This is a genomic window from Variovorax sp. P1_H2, assembly GCF_056405295.1.
Window position 1 is genome coordinate 152,554 of the sequence record NZ_JBFUCJ010000001.1, and the last position, 13,928, is coordinate 166,481.

Genomic DNA, 13,928 nt, shown 5'->3' on the forward strand with positions numbered 1-13,928 from the left:
TGCCGTTTCGCTCAGACAGCGAAGCTCTCGCCGCACCCGCAGTTGGCGCGGGCGTTCGGATTGTTGAACTTGAAGCCTTCGTTCAAGCCTTCGCGGACGAAGTCGAGTTCGGTGCCGTCGAGCATGCCGAGGCTGCGCGGATCGACGATGACCTTCACGCCGAAGGTCTCGAAGCACCGGTCTTCCGCATTGACCGCATCGACGAACTCGAGCGCGTAGGCGAAGCCGGAGCAGCCGCTGGTCTTGACGGCCAGGCGCAGGCCGATGCCGCTGCCGCGCTTGGCCAGGGACTTCTCGACGTGACGGGCGGCGGCGGACGTGAGGGAGACACTCATGGCATGAATCCCTTCAGACCGAGAAGGAGCTGCCGCAACCGCAGGTCGTTTGCGCGTTGGGGTTGTGGATCACGAAGCGCGAGCCTTCGAGCCCGTCCTCGTAGTCGACGCGGGCGCCCAGCAGGTACTGCTGGCTCATCGCGTCGACCACCAGCGTCACCCCTTCCGTGACGATCTTCATGTCGTCCTCGGCCAGTTGGTCGTCGAAGGCGAAGCCGTACTGGAAGCCGGAGCAGCCGCCGCCGGTGACGTACAGGCGCAGCTTGAGCGCGGGGTTGCCCTCTTCCTCGATCAGCGCGGCCACCTTGGCGGCGGCCCGGGCGGTGAACTCCAGCATGCCGGGCATGTACCCGGGCGCGGCGGCGGTGGCAATGGTCTGGGCTGCTTCCATCTTGGTTACCTTCTTTCTGGGCTGGGGGGACGTGGTGTGATCGGCGGCTCAGCGGCCGCCGGAGTCGCAGACCGGCTGCTCGATGAGCAAAGGCGGGTCGACGGCGGCCGCGCCCTGGACCGCATGGCGGGCGCGAAAGTCGGCGACGGCCGCCTTGATCGCGTCCTCGGCCAGGATCGAGCAATGGATCTTCACGGGCGGCAGCGCCAGTTCCTCCGCGATCTGCGAGTTCTTGATGGCCAGCGCCTCGTCCAAGGTGCGGCCGCGCACCCATTCGGTGACCAGCGAGCTGGAGGCGATCGCGGAGCCGCAGCCATAGGTCTTGAACCTGGCGTCCTCGATCACGCCCTGGGCGTTGACGCGGATCTGCAGCCGCATCACGTCGCCGCAGGCCGGCGCGCCGACCATGCCCGTGCCGATGTTCTGCTCGTCGCTCTCGAAGGCGCCGACGTTGCGTGGGTTGTCGTAGTGGTCGATGACCTTGTCGCTGTATGCCATGGGCTTTCTCCGTGGATCGAGGGGTGGTGAAGGACGTTGGAACCGGCGGGCGTTCAGTGCTCGGCCCACTGGATCGCGTCGAGGTCGACACCGGCTTGCACCATGTCCCACAACGGGCTCATGGCGCGCAGGCGCGCCACCACATCGGTCACCTGGGCGATCGTGAAGTCGATCTCCGCCTCGGTGGTGAAGCGGCCGATCGAAAAGCGCACCGAGCTGTGCGCGAGTTCGTCGCTGCGCCCCATGGCGCGCAGCACGTAGCTGGGCTCCAGGCTGGCCGAGGTGCAGGCCGAGCCGGAAGAAACCGCGACGTTCTTGATCCCCATCAAGAGCGATTCGCCCTCGACGTAGTTGAAGCTCACGTTCAGGTACTGCGCCGCACGCTGCTCGAGGTCGCCGTTGAGCGCCACGCAGTCCATCTTCGAGAGGCCGTTCCAGAGCCTGTCGCGCAGCGCGCGGATGCGCATGTTGTCGGCCTCCATGTTTTCGCGGGCCAGCCAGAAGGCGGCGCCCATGCCGACGATCTGGTGCGTGGGCAGCGTGCCCGAACGCATGCCGCGCTCGTGCCCGCCGCCGTGCATCTGCGCGTCGATGCGCACGCGCGGGCGCCGCCGCACGTAGAGCGCGCCGATGCCCTTGGGGCCGTAGATCTTGTGGGCCGACAGCGACATCAGGTCCACCGGCAGCTGCTCCAGGTCGATCGGCACCTTGCCGGCCGCTTGCGCCGCGTCCACATGGAAGAACACGCCCTTGGCCCGGCAGATCGCGCCGAGCGCCGCGATGTCCTGGATGACGCCGGTCTCGTTGTTGACGAACATCACCGAGGCCAGCGTGGTGTCCGGCCGCAGCGCGGCCTCGAAGGCGGCGAGGTCGAGCAGTCCGCTCGGCAGCACCGCCAGTACCGTCACTTCATAGCCCTCGCGCTCCAGTTCGCGCATGCTGTCGAGCACCGCCTTGTGTTCCGTCGCGACCGTCACCAGGTGGCGGCCCTTGGCGCGATGGAAATGCGCCACGCCCTTGATGGCGAGGTTGTTCGATTCGGTGGCACCGGAGGTCCAGACGATCTCGCGCGGATCGGCATTGACCAGGGCGCAGACCTGCTCGCGCGCCAGCTCCACGGCCTCTTCCGCGGCCCAGCCGTAGGCATGCGAGCGGCTCGCCGGATTCCCGTACAGCTCGGTCAGGTAAGGAATCATCCGGCTCGCCACGCGGCGGTCGACCGGCGTGGTGGCCGCGTAGTCGAGATACACCGGGCGGGCGGTGCGGGAAGCGGCTTCGTCGCGAACGGGTTCCGGCATGGCGGGCTCCTGGAATGTGAGGGAGGACGCAGCCTGTTTCGCAACTTCGATGCCATGCGTTTTTTCCTCTGAAGCAGGTGTTTCGGAGGACTGTTTGTTGGCTTTGTGCGCGGTCCGCGCGGCCGGTCGAAGCGCACATGTCTCGTTTGTCGTAAATGTGTGTTTCACGGACGCTCGGCGCGAGGGGTGTGCGATGCCGCTGGGTATGTTTCTTGCGTGAGACGCGGCCAAGGTTGTTGCGTTGTCAGGGCGTCCGTTCCTGGTGCGTTTCCTGGCTCGATGCAACAGGTCCGGTGTCGCACGAGAACGGGACTCCCATGATGAAGATGCAAGCGATTGAAGCTCGACGCGAGCTCGATGCGGTCTACGAGGTCAGCAAGACGCTGGCCACTTCGCTGGATGTCGCCAAGACCTTCCGCGAAGCCTTGAACTATCTGCTGCACGCCTTCGACTGGCGCCGCGCCTTTGTCGTGCTTGCCGAGCCCGATGGCAAGCTGCACGGCCTCTGTGCGGTCGGCCTCTCGCGCGAGGAGCAGGGACGTCTGCGCTTCGCGCCCGGCGAAGGCATCGTGGGCCGCGTCTACGCGAGCGGCATGCCGGCCATGGTGCCCGACGTGTGCGCCGAACCCCTGTTCCTCAACCGCACAGGGGGCGCCGACCAGATGCCGGGTGCCACCGTCGCGATGCTCGGCATGCCTATTCGCGCGGACCGCCGCACCGTGGGCGTTCTCGCCATCGATTGTCTCAATCCCGGCGAGCGGCGCGTCTTCGCGGATGAGCTGCAGCTGCTCAAGATGGTGGCCACGCTGATGGGCCAGGCGTTGCTGCTGCATCGCAGTGTCAGTGCCGCGCACGACGCCATGCAGGACGAGGTGCGCCGCATGCACAAGGTGCTCAAGCCCGGCCGCCAGCTCGACCAGGTGGTGGGCGTCTCGGCGCCGATGCAGGAAGTGTTCGAGCAGGTCCACCAGGTCGCGCCGGCGCGCACCACCGTGCTGCTGCGCGGCGAAAGCGGCACCGGCAAGGAGGTGATCGCGCGAGCCATCCACAACCTCTCTCCGCGCAGGCGCGAAGCCTTCGTGCGCGTCAACTGCGCGGCGCTCACCGAGTCGCTGCTGGAGAGCGAGCTGTTCGGCCACGAGAAGGGCGCTTTCACCGGCGCCCAGGGCCAGCGCAAGGGGCGCTTCGAGATGGCGCACGGCGGGACCCTGTTTCTCGATGAGATCGGCGATATTTCGGCTTCGTTCCAGGCCAAGCTGCTGCGCGTGCTGCAGGAGCGCGAATTCGAGCGCGTGGGCGGCAATGCGGCGGTGAAGGTCGACGTCCGGCTGATTCTCGCCACCAACCGGAATCTCGAGCGCATGGTGCAGGCCGGCGAGTTTCGCGCCGACCTGTACTACCGCATCAATGTGGTCAGCATCCAGTTGCCGCCGCTGCGCGAACGGCGCGGGGATATTCCGGCCATGGCGCAGCATTTTCTGGAGCGCTTCAATCGCGAGAACTCGCGCAACACCCGATTCGACGCGGCGGCGATGCGCGTGCTGACCAGCTGCTACTGGCCGGGCAACGTGCGCGAACTCGAGAACTGCGTGGAGCGCACGGCCACCATGTCGCACGGCGAAATCATCACCGACCTCGCCTTTCCGTGCCAGGGAAACCGCTGCCTGACCCAGGTGCTGCATCACATCGATCGGGAAGACGCCGTGCGGCCCAGCCGCCTGGCCGATATTCCCGTCACCGAAGTGCCGATGGCGCCGCCGCGTTCCGGCGCCGACGTCGCGACACCGGGGGCGGCCGAGCCGGTGCCGGTATCCGCCGCCTCCGATGGCGAAGCCGGCGCCGCGCAGGGCATCCCGCCCAAGCCAGCGGCCCAGCCGGCCGACGATGGCAAACCCGAAGGCGAGCACGAACGCCTGATCTGGGCGATGGAGCATTCCGGCTGGGTCCAGGCCAAGGCCGCGCGGCTGCTGAAGATCTCGCCGCGCCAGATGGGCTACGCGCTGCGCAAGCACGAGATCGAGGTGCGCAAGTTCTGAGCGACCGCGGAAACACGCCCGTCGACAGATAGCGGTCGCCGCGGTCGCACGCCACGAACACGATGGTGGCGTTTTGCACCTGCTCGCTGATCCGCAGCGCGAGCCAGCAGGCGCCGGGCGTGCAGTGTGGCCTTTGTCGCATCACTGACAGTGCCTGGCGCAATTGTGGGAGCTGTCGTGTACGACACACCCGACAAATCGTTCAGACCATTGATTTGAAAGGACTTTTTGCATGGCATGAATTTGGCTTTAAGACCCTCATGCGGCCACCGTCGGTCGCGAGAAAAGGTCACCATGCAAGCCAGTACGCACGCCGGTTCCATGCCAGCCATGACCTATGTCGGCATCGGCCAGATCAAACCCCTCGGCGCCGCGATCGCGCTGCCTGAAACCGGAGGCGGCTGCGGCACCTCCGGCGGCGAAGGCAAGGCCAGTTGCGGCAGCTCCGGCGGGCCCGACGACATGCCGCAGGAGATCTGGGACAAGGTGAAGAACCATCCCTGCTATTCCGAGGAAGCGCATCACCACTATGCGCGCATGCACGTGGCGGTCGCGCCGGCCTGCAACATCCAGTGCAACTACTGCAACCGCAAGTACGACTGCAGCAACGAGTCGCGCCCCGGCGTCGTGTCGCAGAAGCTTACGCCGGAACAGGCCGTGAAGAAGGTCGTCGCGGTGGCCAGCGAGATTCCGCAGATGACGGTGCTGGGCATCGCCGGCCCCGGCGACTCGCTCGCGAGTCCGAAGAAGACCTTCGAGACCTTCCGGATGCTGCAGGAGCAGGCACCCGACATCAAGCTGTGCCTGTCGACCAACGGCCTGGCGCTGCCCGACCTGGTCGACGAGATCTGCAAATACAACATCGACCACGTCACGATCACCATCAACATGGTCGACCCGGTGGTCGGCGCCAAGATCTATCCGTGGATCTTCTGGGAGCACAAGCGCGTGACCGGCGTCGAGGCCGCACGCATCCTGCACGAGCGGCAGATGCTGGGCCTCGAGATGCTCACCGCGCGCGGCGTGCTGACCAAGATCAACTCGGTGCTGATCCCCGGCATCAACGACGAGCACCTGATCGAGGTCAACCGCGAGGTGAAGAAGCGCGGCGCCTTCCTGCACAACATCATGCCGCTCATCTCGGAGGCCGAGCACGGCACGCACTTCGGGCTGACCGGCCAGCGCGGCCCGAGCGCGCAGGAACTCAAGGCCGTGCAGGACGCCTGCATGGGCGGCGCCAACCTGATGCGCCACTGCCGCCAGTGCCGCGCCGACGCGGTCGGCCTGCTGGGCGAGGACCGCAGCGAGGAGTTCACGCTCGACAAGATCGAAGAGATGGAAGTGGTCTACGACCTCGACCGTCGCCGCGCCTACCAGGACAAGGTCGAGGTCGAACGCCAGGCGCAGTTCGCCGCCAAGCGCGAGGCGCTGGCCGAAGCGGCAGCCATCGACGTGGCCGACGACCTGAAGGTGCTGGTCGCCGTCGCGACCAAGGGCGGCGGCCGCGTGAACGAGCACTTCGGCCACGTCACCGAGTTCCAGATCTTCGAGGTTTCTGCGGGCGAAGCGCTGTTCGTGGGCCATCGCCGCGTCGACCTCTATTGCCAGGGCGGCTTCGGCGACGACGAGCAGTTGCCGTCGGTGGTGCGCGCCATCAACGACTGCCACGCCGTGCTGGTCGCCAAGATCGGCGCCTGCCCGAAGGACGAACTGGCCCAGGCCGGCATCGAGCCGGTCGACCAGTACGTCGGCGAGTTCATCGAGAAGGCGGCCCTGGCCTGGTTCAACGACTACCGCGGCCGCATCGCCAGCGGCGCCGTCGTGCACCAGGACCGCGGCGACGCGCAGATCCGTCAGGGCGCCTTCACGGGTCTTGCCGAAGCGGCCTGAAATCCTTCCAGCCATCCCCCCTCAGGAGAGCCACATGTCACTCAAGATCATCGCGTCCACCTGCACCGGCTGCTCTGCCTGCGAGCCGGAATGCCCCAACGTCGCCATCCGCGAGAAGAACGGCGTCTTCATCATCGACCCGGCCAAGTGCACCGAGTGCGAAGGCCACTTCGACGACCCGCAATGCGTCGCCGTGTGCCCGGTCGACGGCTGCATCGTTGCGGCATGAGAACCACCCGGGTCTTCGCGCATTTGCTTCCCCCATTCCTTGTGACCCCTGGAGACGATTCGCCATGCTGCCCAAGCTGACCATCACCCCCGCCGCCGAGAAATTCATGCGCCGCATCGTGCGCTATTCCGGCCTTCCCGACGGCGCGGGTTTCCACCTGACCGTGAGCGCCGGCGGCTGCTCGGGCTACAACTCGGAGTTCAGCGCGCAAGCCGCGCCGCAGCCGGGCGATGAAACGCTGGAGTTCAACGGACTGCGCATCTTCCTGCCGGCCGAAAGCCGGCTGATGCTCGACGGCTGCACGATGGACTTCGCCGATACGCCCACCAAGTCGGGCCTGAGCTTCGTCAATCCGAACCAGGCGGCCTGCGGCTGCAGCAGCAGCGCCGACGCCGCGCCGCCGCCCGGCTTGGCGACGATCGAGGTCAGCGCCATCGGGCGCGGCGGCCGCCCCGCGGTGCCGACGCTCGCCTCCTGAGCGCGGGACATCGGCCATGGAAGCAGCCAGCCTCGGTTTCGACGACGCGGCGGCGGCCTTTGCCGACGGCGCGATCGGCGGCGGGCTGAGTCCGCAGGCCGATGCGCTGATTGCCCGCGCCGGGCTGCTGCGGCATCTTCCCGAAGAGGCGCTCGCGCTGCTCGTGCAGGCCCGCGCCGCCGCGCCGCGCCACGCCGTGCCGCTGATCGCGCTGTACCGCTTCCACTTCTACGGCCATCGCCTGGCCGAGGCGCGTGCCGTCGGCGAAGCTGCGCTGGCCGTCGCGCGCGCGGCGCTCGGCCCGGATTTCGGCGATGAGCCGCCGAGCGACGACGCGGCGCGGCACGATGCGGCGGTGCGCTTTTACCTCTTCACGCTGAAGGGGTTGGCGTACCTGAATCTGCGCCTGGGCGCGTTCGAGGAGGCGCGCCTGATGCTCGGCGAACTGCGCCGGCTCGATCCGAAGGACCACGTGGGTGGCGCCTTGCTGCTGCATGTGCTGGCGCGCCACGAGGAGGGCGAGGACCCCGAAATGGGCGAATCGCGGCCCGCGCACCCGGCGCGTGGATGGAGCGAGGCCGGGCGATGAATGCAGCCATCGCGACCGCCGCACCCGCGCGTGCCGCCAGCCGGGCGCCGGCCGGCGACATTCCGTCGCAGCACTGGCGGGGCGGCGCGGTGGACTGTGTCGCCTGCGAGCATGCCGGCCTGCGCCTGCTGCCCGGCGAGCAGGGCTGCGAGCCGGGCCATGCCTGCATGCAGGATGCCTACGCGCGCCGCATCGACCGATTTTTCCGCTGGCATCCCGAGCAGGGCAATGTCCATCTGGCCCATCCGTACTTCGAGGTGCGCGCGATCGCCGCACGCCATGCCAGCGTGTTCCGGCTCACTGCGCTGATCCACGATCCCGACGAGACGGTGCGCCTGCAGATCGCGCTGCGCCTGCCGTCGACGCAACTGGTTGCATTGGCCGCGGATCCGCACCGCGAGGTGCGCATTCGCGTTGCCCAGCGCGTCGGGCCGGCGTTGCTCGCCGCGATGCGCAGCGACACGGACTACGGCGTGCGCGAGTGGGTCGCGCGCCGCCTTCCGCTGGCGCTGCTGCCGACCCTGGCGGGCGATCCCGACCGCACGGTGCGTGCGCGCGTCGCTCAGCGGCTGGAGATGCCCGCGCTGCTCAAGCTCGCCACCGATCGCGAACCCGAGGTGCGGCGCATCGTGGCCGAGCGGCTGCCGGCGGGGCTGCTCTCGCGCATGGCCGCGGACGAAGACTGGCGCGTGCGCTGGGAGGTCGCGCAGCGCGCCGATGCGGCCGTGCTGGGCGCGTTGCGCGGCGATCCAGACCCCGAAGTGCGCCGCGCGGTGCGCGAACGCGGCCAGGCCCTTGCGGGAGCGGCCCATGGCTGACATCAACCGCGACGACGACGTGATCGAGGTCGCCTTCCCGCCGCGCTTCCACTACGGCGAGCGGGTGATCGCGCGTTCGGTGATCCGCAACGACGGCACCTACAACGGCAAGGACATCGGCGAAGTGCTGGTGAACAAGGGCGAGATCGGCTACGTCACCAACATCAACACCTTCCTGCAGCAGTTCTACATCTACGCGGTGGATTTCGTCGACACCGGCCATCGTGTGGGCATGCGCGCCAAGGAACTGTGCACGCTGGACAACTTGCCCGAGGACGTGCTGGAGAAGCTGGGTGAAAGAGTGCCCGCGCTGCGCACGCTCGGATCGAGTCGCCCGAACCTGGAGAACCCGTCATGAACAGCCTTGCCATGTTGTCCCCCGAGCCACGCGCCGCGCTCTATGCCTGGGGCCAGCGGGTGGTGGCGCTCGACGATCTGGTCAACGACGGCAGCTATCCCGAGCGGCCGGCCGACGCCCTGCTGGCCGGTCGCGGTGCGGTCGGCGAGATCGTCAACGTGGGCCACGCGACCGAGCAGAACGAGCCGGTCTACCTGGTGGAGTTCGACGGCTGCGTCATCGGCTGCCTGGAGGAAGAGATCGCCCCGGCGCCGCCCGGCCTGCTGCCCGAGACGCAGGAGATCGGGTCATGAGCACCGCAGTGCGCAGAACGGAGGTCGCCTTATGAGCACCGCCGCCAGCCTGGCTCCAGCCAACGGATGGGTGCTGGACTTCATGCAGCACCGGCTGGAGCGCGCGCTGAACCAGCGCGTGCGCTACCGCTACGTGCGGCCGCGCGTCCTGCGAGAAGGCGAGGCCTTCCGGATCGAAAGCCCCTGCTGCTCGCGCAACGTGGACCCGGCAGGCGGCGTGATCGACATTGCACTGCTGGTGCCCGGCCCGACCCGCGTCTCGCTCAGCCAGTCCGGCCGCATGGTGCAGAGCTGGCGCCTGTTCGCTCGCGACCATGCGAATGGCGCCTGGGTGCCGCAGGACGAGAGCGACCGCCTCGACGAAATTCTGGACCTGCTGTGCGTGGACACGCGCCGTGTCTACTGGCCCTGAGCACGCGCGGGCGACCCATGACCGTCTACTTCGACCACAACGCCACCACGCCGCCTGCGCAGGCGGTGATCGAGGCCATGCTGCCGGTGTTCTCCGGCCTGTGGGCCAACGCATCGTCGCAGCATGGCCCGGGGCAGGGCGCGAAACGCGCGCTGGGCGCCGCGCGCAGCGGCGTGGCGCGGGCGCTGGGCTGCAAGCCGGCCGAGGTGCTCTTCACCAGCGGCGCCACGGAGTCGAACCATCTGGCGGTACGCGGCCTGCTGGCCGCGGCGGCGCCGGGGCGCCGGCGTGTCGTGTTCAGCAGCGTCGAGCATGCCGGCCATCTTCGACTGGCGCGTGCATTGCGCGAGAGCGGTGTGCCGGTGGATTTCATTCCAGTCCAGGCCGACGGCACGCTCGACCTGGGCGCGGCCGCCGCGCTGATCGGCCCCGACGTCGCGCTGGTGTCTCTCATGGCGGCCAACAACGAAACCGGCGTGTTGATGCCGGTCGCCGAAACGGCGGCGCTCGCCCAGGCCGCCGGGGTGCTGCTGCATGTGGACGCCACCCAGTTCATCGGCAAGCTGCCCTTCGACTTCGGTCGCTTCGGTGCCGACGCGGTGTCGCTGTCGGCGCACAAGCTGCAGGGCCCCAAGGGCGTCGGCGCGCTGCTGCTGCGCCAGGGCGTGTCGCTGGCGCCGCAGACACTGGGCAGCCAGGAGCGCGGCCGGCGCGGCGGCACCGAGAACCTGCCCGGCATCGTCGGCCTGGCGGCCGCACTGTCGCAACTCGGCGATGCCGCCGCAGTGGCCGCAGAGGCCGCGCGCCAGGCCGCGCTGCGCGACGCGCTGGAGGGCGGCCTGGCAAGCGCGCTGCCGTCGCTGCACATCTGGTCGAAGGGGGTACCGCGCCTGCCCGGAACCAGCTACCTGCGCTTCGGCCACCTGTCGGCGGAGGTGGCGTTGAACCGGCTCGAACGCCTGGACATTGCCGCCTCCTCGGGTGCGGCGTGTTCCTCCGGCGGCAGCGCGCCCTCCCACGTATTGACGGCCATGGGCGTGCCGCCCGACGAGGCAGGGGGCGCGGTGCGCCTGTCGCTGGGCCGAACCACCACCAGGGAGGACGTGGATCGCCTGGTGGCTGCATTGCCTGCCCTGCTGGCGCCGCTGCTCGAAGAGCAAACCACTTGCTGAATTCCCACCCTCCGGAGCCGACGATGAAAGTGATGATCCGCAAAGACAGCAAGGGCGCGCTCAGCGCCTATGTGCCCAAGAAGGACCTGGAGGAACCCATCGTCTCGATGGTCCGGCCCGGCATGTGGGGCGGCCTGGTGACGCTGGGCAACGGCTGGCAGCTCGACCTGCCGGAGATGGCGGCCGAAACCCGGCTGCCGGTCACCGTCGAGGCACGGCGCATCGCCGGTGCAGGCGATGGCGATTGAGCCGGAGCACAAGCCATGGCATTGACTTCCCAGCATCTGCGAACGGCCGGTGAAATGGTGGGGGCGGCGACGACGCTGCGCGAAGCGGTGGACCAGTGGCGCACGCTGCACCCCGACGTGCGCACCGTGCTGGTCGACGCCTTCGACATGCGCGACGAAACGCCCGCACTGCGCCTCGGCGCGCGCAACGTGTACCTCGCCGCCACCAACGGCCACTGCTGGCACGTGACGCAACAGCCCGAAGATGCGACCGCGCTGATCCTCACGCAGGACGGACCATGATCGACATCGATGTCATCTCCCTGTCCGAGCCCGAATGCGGCGCGCGCGAGATCGAACTCGTCAACGCGGTGCTGCAGTCGGCGCGCTGGAGCGACGGGCCGATGTGCGAGTCCTTCGAGCGCGCCTTCGCCGGCTGGGCCGGCCGCGCGCACGCGGTGGCGGTGGGCAGCGGTACCTTGGGCACCTGGATCGCGTTGCGCGCGCTGGGCATCGGCCCCGGCGACGAGGTCGTCTGCGCCGCCCACACCTGGCACCAGGTGGCGCAGGCCATCACGCTGGCCGGTGCGACACCGGTGTTCGCCGACATCGACTACTGGAGCGGCTGCCTCAGCGCCGAGAAGGCCGCGCCGAAGATCGGCCCGAGGACACGCGCCATCCTGGCCGGCAACACCAACGGCCACCCGGCCGCCTGGGGCCCGCTGCGCGCATTGGCCGCCGCATACGGCCTGAAGCTGATCGAGGACAGCAGCGAGGCGCTCGGCTCGCGCTACATGGGCCGCACGGTCGGCAGTTTCGGCGACGTGGCGGTGTTCGACTTCTCGCAGCCTTCGGCCTTGTGCACGGGCGAGGGCGGCATGCTGGTGACCGACGACGAGGGTCTGGCGCACGAGCTGCGCTACCTGCGCCAGCGTCGCGTCTCGGACCGCAGTTCGCTGTCGGTCGGTTCGCGGGTGCCGCTGCAGGCCGGCATGAGCGAGCTGACCGCTGCGCTGGGCCTGGCGCAGCTGGCGGAACTCGACGCGCGGCTGGCGGTGCGCAAGCAGGTCGAGGCCTGGTACCACGACCAGATGCAGAGCTTCGAGGGCATCAAGCCGCCCTACCTGGCCGAGGACGTCGACGAGGTCCACTGGATGCTCTACGTCGTGCACCTGGGCAAGCGCTTCACGCAGAGCGCGCGCACCCAGATGATCGACGACCTGCGCTCCTGCGGCGTCGAGACCGCGGCCTACAGCCATCCGCTGCACCGCCAGTTCTTCTACATGAATGCCGGCGACGCGATCGGCCGCAAGCGCGGCCTGCTGCCCGACACCGACCGCATCGGCGACCGTGCGCTGGCGCTGCCGCTGCACACGCAGCTCGATGCCGACCAGGTCAAGTACATCGTCAAGACGCTCAAGGACACCGCCACCAACGTGGGTGCCGGTGCGGCGATCTATTGAGATGAAAGCCCACCCCCGTATCGGCTCACTTCGTGTAGCCGAGTACCCCCTCAAGGGGGCGACACCAGCGGCCTGGCAAAGCCAGTTCCGCGGTGTCTCCCGCCTCGGTTGTGCCGGTTTCATGCGTCGCGGGTGGCGCGAATGCGCAATGGAAAACTGAGATGCGCTCGCCCCAATCCGCGCACCGTACTGTGACCACTGGACTCAAGGAACCCACATGAACACTGCCACCTCCGCCTCGGTCCAGGACATCGCGCGCCAGCTCGATGCCGGCGCCGTCATTCCCTATCTCGGCCCCGACATGCTCTCGCTGTGCGGCGGCGCGAAGGTGCCGGCCAACCCGCTGGCGCTTGCGGAGATCATGACCTCCAAGGTCAGCGTGCCGCACAAGATCCGCAAGCGCCTGACGCAGGCGGCGCAGTTCATCGAGAACTTCAAGCACCGCAAGTCGGTGGTGCAGCTGATGAACGAGGCTTTCGCCGCCACGCCCGAGCCCTCGGCGCTGCACCTGGCGCTGGCCGCGAGCGGCACGGGGCTGTGGGTCGATACCTGGTACGACGACACATTCGCGGCCGCGCTGCGGCAGGTACGACCGGAAGGCGGCTGGACGCAGATCCAGGGACTGTCGCAGTCCGAACATTTCGGCCGGTGGACCGGCGTCTATGCCGACGACGGCGAGTTTCTGCCCGAGCTGCCGGCCGACGCCGGACGCATCCTCTACAAGCCGATCGGCAGCCACGGCCCGGCCGGCAATTACCTCGTGTCCGACAGCGACTACGTCGAGGTGTTGACCGAGATCGACATCCAGACGCCGATCCCGCCTGCGGTTCAGGCCTGGCGCAGCGGACGCCGCTTCCTGTTCCTGGGCTGCCGCTTCGACGACCAGCTCACGCGCAGCTTCGCGCGCCAGATCATGAAGCGCTCGAGCGACCGCCACTGGGCCGTGCTGCCCGACGAGCCCACGCGCATGGAGGCGCGCTTCCTCGAGGAGCAGGGCATCGTGCGCATCCCGATGCCGCTGGCGCGGTTCGCCGAAGCGCTGGTGGGCGCGCTTCGGCCGGCCGTGCCCGCCTGAGTCTTTCCGTTCCAACCCTCACCACGATCCAACGACCATGAGCGAAACCAGCAACACCCTCACCACGACCGTGACCGTACTGCCCTCGGGCAACAGCTACGAGGCCGTGCCCGGCATCACGCTGCTCGAGGCGCTGCGCCGCGCCGGCGTGCTGACGCACGAATGCGACGGCGGCGCGAAGTGCACCGACCTGTGCCACCTGTTCGTGCTCGAAGGCCGCAAGAGCCTGTCGAAGACCACGCGCGAAGAGAACGAGCGGCTCGACGCCATCGTCGGCGTCGGCGCCAAGTCGCGCCTGGCCTGCAGGGCGGTGCTGGGCGAGGAGCCCGTCACCGTCGAGCTGCTCACGTTCAAATGAGCCCATCT

Annotated in this window: 19 protein-coding genes and 1 pseudogene; 15 read left to right on the top strand and 5 right to left on the bottom strand. The window is 68.5% G+C overall.

Going from position 1 to position 13,928, the window contains the following annotated elements; genetic code table 11:
- Positions 1-11: 11 nt before the first annotated feature.
- The 4 genes from iscA to AC1D2E_RS00780 are packed head-to-tail and all read right to left on the bottom strand — an operon-like array spanning position 12 to position 2,522.
- Complete coding sequence (iscA, locus tag AC1D2E_RS00765; RefSeq protein WP_478175520.1) at positions 12-335, bottom strand: iron-sulfur cluster assembly protein IscA; 324 nt, start codon at positions 333-335, stop codon at positions 12-14.
- A 13-nt stretch (positions 336-348) separates the two neighbouring features.
- Positions 349-726: an iron-sulfur cluster insertion protein ErpA gene (erpA, locus tag AC1D2E_RS00770; RefSeq protein ID WP_478195613.1), complete on the bottom strand. Its 378-nt coding sequence runs from the start codon at positions 724-726 to the stop codon at positions 349-351.
- A 48-nt stretch (positions 727-774) separates the two neighbouring features.
- Positions 775-1,224 carry a Fe-S cluster assembly scaffold IscU gene (gene iscU / locus AC1D2E_RS00775; protein WP_478195614.1) on the bottom strand — a complete coding sequence of 150 codons (450 nt, stop codon included), beginning with the start codon at positions 1,222-1,224 and terminating at the stop codon, positions 775-777.
- Positions 1,225-1,277: 53 nt separating this feature from the next.
- Positions 1,278-2,522: an IscS subfamily cysteine desulfurase gene (locus tag AC1D2E_RS00780; RefSeq protein ID WP_478195615.1), complete on the bottom strand. Its 1,245-nt coding sequence runs from the start codon at positions 2,520-2,522 to the stop codon at positions 1,278-1,280.
- A 317-nt stretch (positions 2,523-2,839) separates the two neighbouring features.
- Here AC1D2E_RS00780 and nifA point away from each other — a divergent pair, with 317 nt between their 5' ends.
- Positions 2,840-4,558 carry a nif-specific transcriptional activator NifA gene (gene nifA / locus AC1D2E_RS00785; protein ID WP_478195616.1) on the top strand — a complete coding sequence of 573 codons (1,719 nt, stop codon included), beginning with the start codon at positions 2,840-2,842 and terminating at the stop codon, positions 4,556-4,558.
- Between the two features lie 7 nt (positions 4,559-4,565).
- Here the strand turns inward: nifA and AC1D2E_RS00790 are convergent.
- Positions 4,566-4,673, bottom strand: a pseudogene (locus AC1D2E_RS00790) (cysteine synthase B); the annotation flags it as partial.
- A gap of 179 nt (positions 4,674-4,852) precedes the next feature.
- Between AC1D2E_RS00790 and nifB the strand changes: the two are divergent.
- The 14 genes from nifB to AC1D2E_RS00860 all read left to right on the top strand — a co-directional run bounded on the left by nifB (position 4,853) and on the right by AC1D2E_RS00860 (position 13,920).
- Positions 4,853-6,448 carry a nitrogenase cofactor biosynthesis protein NifB gene (nifB, locus tag AC1D2E_RS00795; protein WP_478195617.1) on the top strand — a complete coding sequence of 532 codons (1,596 nt, stop codon included), beginning with the start codon at positions 4,853-4,855 and terminating at the stop codon, positions 6,446-6,448.
- Between the two features lie 34 nt (positions 6,449-6,482).
- Positions 6,483-6,677 carry a 4Fe-4S binding protein gene (locus AC1D2E_RS00800; RefSeq protein WP_478175526.1) on the top strand — a complete coding sequence of 65 codons (195 nt, stop codon included), beginning with the start codon at positions 6,483-6,485 and terminating at the stop codon, positions 6,675-6,677.
- Between the two features lie 64 nt (positions 6,678-6,741).
- Positions 6,742-7,155, top strand: coding sequence for a HesB/IscA family protein (locus tag AC1D2E_RS00805; RefSeq protein ID WP_478195618.1), 414 nt, complete (start codon positions 6,742-6,744; stop codon positions 7,153-7,155).
- Positions 7,156-7,171: 16 nt separating this feature from the next.
- On the top strand, positions 7,172-7,744 hold the full coding sequence (locus tag AC1D2E_RS00810) for a hypothetical protein (protein WP_478195619.1): 573 nt from the start codon (positions 7,172-7,174) through the stop codon (positions 7,742-7,744).
- Positions 7,741-8,562, top strand: a complete 822-nt coding sequence (locus AC1D2E_RS00815) for a 4Fe4S-binding leucine-rich repeat protein (RefSeq protein WP_478195620.1) — start codon at positions 7,741-7,743, stop codon at positions 8,560-8,562. The genes AC1D2E_RS00810 and AC1D2E_RS00815 overlap by 4 nt, the downstream gene beginning before the upstream one ends.
- Positions 8,555-8,920, top strand: coding sequence for a nitrogen fixation protein NifZ (locus AC1D2E_RS00820; protein ID WP_478195621.1), 366 nt, complete (start codon positions 8,555-8,557; stop codon positions 8,918-8,920). The genes AC1D2E_RS00815 and AC1D2E_RS00820 overlap by 8 nt, the downstream gene beginning before the upstream one ends.
- Positions 8,917-9,213: a nitrogen fixation protein NifZ gene (locus tag AC1D2E_RS00825; protein ID WP_478195622.1), complete on the top strand. Its 297-nt coding sequence runs from the start codon at positions 8,917-8,919 to the stop codon at positions 9,211-9,213. The genes AC1D2E_RS00820 and AC1D2E_RS00825 overlap by 4 nt, the downstream gene beginning before the upstream one ends.
- A gap of 31 nt (positions 9,214-9,244) precedes the next feature.
- Complete coding sequence (locus tag AC1D2E_RS00830; protein WP_478195623.1) at positions 9,245-9,625, top strand: DUF3024 domain-containing protein; 381 nt, start codon at positions 9,245-9,247, stop codon at positions 9,623-9,625.
- Positions 9,626-9,642: 17 nt separating this feature from the next.
- Positions 9,643-10,797: a cysteine desulfurase family protein gene (locus tag AC1D2E_RS00835; RefSeq protein WP_478195624.1), complete on the top strand. Its 1,155-nt coding sequence runs from the start codon at positions 9,643-9,645 to the stop codon at positions 10,795-10,797.
- Between the two features lie 23 nt (positions 10,798-10,820).
- Complete coding sequence (nifT, locus tag AC1D2E_RS00840; protein WP_478195625.1) at positions 10,821-11,045, top strand: putative nitrogen fixation protein NifT; 225 nt, start codon at positions 10,821-10,823, stop codon at positions 11,043-11,045.
- 15 nt (positions 11,046-11,060) lie between these two features.
- Positions 11,061-11,327, top strand: coding sequence for a hypothetical protein (locus AC1D2E_RS00845; protein WP_478175535.1), 267 nt, complete (start codon positions 11,061-11,063; stop codon positions 11,325-11,327).
- Positions 11,327-12,487 (top strand): DegT/DnrJ/EryC1/StrS family aminotransferase, encoded by a 1,161-nt coding sequence (locus AC1D2E_RS00850; protein ID WP_478195689.1) that lies wholly within the window; start codon positions 11,327-11,329, stop codon positions 12,485-12,487. Before AC1D2E_RS00845 ends, AC1D2E_RS00850 begins: the two co-directional genes overlap by 1 nt.
- A gap of 217 nt (positions 12,488-12,704) precedes the next feature.
- Positions 12,705-13,562, top strand: coding sequence for an SIR2 family NAD-dependent protein deacylase (locus tag AC1D2E_RS00855; protein WP_478195626.1), 858 nt, complete (start codon positions 12,705-12,707; stop codon positions 13,560-13,562).
- Between the two features lie 37 nt (positions 13,563-13,599).
- Complete coding sequence (locus tag AC1D2E_RS00860) at positions 13,600-13,920, top strand: 2Fe-2S iron-sulfur cluster-binding protein (protein WP_478195627.1); 321 nt, start codon at positions 13,600-13,602, stop codon at positions 13,918-13,920.
- Positions 13,921-13,928: the final 8 nt, after the last annotated feature.

Bases quoted from the DNA above. Each gene is read 5' to 3' on its own strand.
- iscA (WP_478175520.1), bottom strand. From the start codon at position 335: ATGAGTGTCTCCCTCACGTCCGCCGCCGCCCGTCACGTCGAGAAGTCC.
- erpA (WP_478195613.1), bottom strand. From the start codon at position 726: ATGGAAGCAGCCCAGACCATTGCCACCGCCGCCGCGCCCGGGTACATG.
- iscU (WP_478195614.1), bottom strand. From the start codon at position 1,224: ATGGCATACAGCGACAAGGTCATCGACCACTACGACAACCCACGCAAC.
- AC1D2E_RS00780 (WP_478195615.1), bottom strand. From the start codon at position 2,522: ATGCCGGAACCCGTTCGCGACGAAGCCGCTTCCCGCACCGCCCGCCCG.
- nifA (WP_478195616.1), top strand. From the start codon at position 2,840: ATGATGAAGATGCAAGCGATTGAAGCTCGACGCGAGCTCGATGCGGTC.
- nifB (WP_478195617.1), top strand. From the start codon at position 4,853: ATGCAAGCCAGTACGCACGCCGGTTCCATGCCAGCCATGACCTATGTC.
- AC1D2E_RS00800 (WP_478175526.1), top strand. From the start codon at position 6,483: ATGTCACTCAAGATCATCGCGTCCACCTGCACCGGCTGCTCTGCCTGC.
- AC1D2E_RS00805 (WP_478195618.1), top strand. From the start codon at position 6,742: ATGCTGCCCAAGCTGACCATCACCCCCGCCGCCGAGAAATTCATGCGC.
- AC1D2E_RS00810 (WP_478195619.1), top strand. From the start codon at position 7,172: ATGGAAGCAGCCAGCCTCGGTTTCGACGACGCGGCGGCGGCCTTTGCC.
- AC1D2E_RS00815 (WP_478195620.1), top strand. From the start codon at position 7,741: ATGAATGCAGCCATCGCGACCGCCGCACCCGCGCGTGCCGCCAGCCGG.
- AC1D2E_RS00820 (WP_478195621.1), top strand. From the start codon at position 8,555: ATGGCTGACATCAACCGCGACGACGACGTGATCGAGGTCGCCTTCCCG.
- AC1D2E_RS00825 (WP_478195622.1), top strand. From the start codon at position 8,917: ATGAACAGCCTTGCCATGTTGTCCCCCGAGCCACGCGCCGCGCTCTAT.
- AC1D2E_RS00830 (WP_478195623.1), top strand. From the start codon at position 9,245: ATGAGCACCGCCGCCAGCCTGGCTCCAGCCAACGGATGGGTGCTGGAC.
- AC1D2E_RS00835 (WP_478195624.1), top strand. From the start codon at position 9,643: ATGACCGTCTACTTCGACCACAACGCCACCACGCCGCCTGCGCAGGCG.
- nifT (WP_478195625.1), top strand. From the start codon at position 10,821: ATGAAAGTGATGATCCGCAAAGACAGCAAGGGCGCGCTCAGCGCCTAT.
- AC1D2E_RS00845 (WP_478175535.1), top strand. From the start codon at position 11,061: ATGGCATTGACTTCCCAGCATCTGCGAACGGCCGGTGAAATGGTGGGG.
- AC1D2E_RS00855 (WP_478195626.1), top strand. From the start codon at position 12,705: ATGAACACTGCCACCTCCGCCTCGGTCCAGGACATCGCGCGCCAGCTC.
- AC1D2E_RS00860 (WP_478195627.1), top strand. From the start codon at position 13,600: ATGAGCGAAACCAGCAACACCCTCACCACGACCGTGACCGTACTGCCC.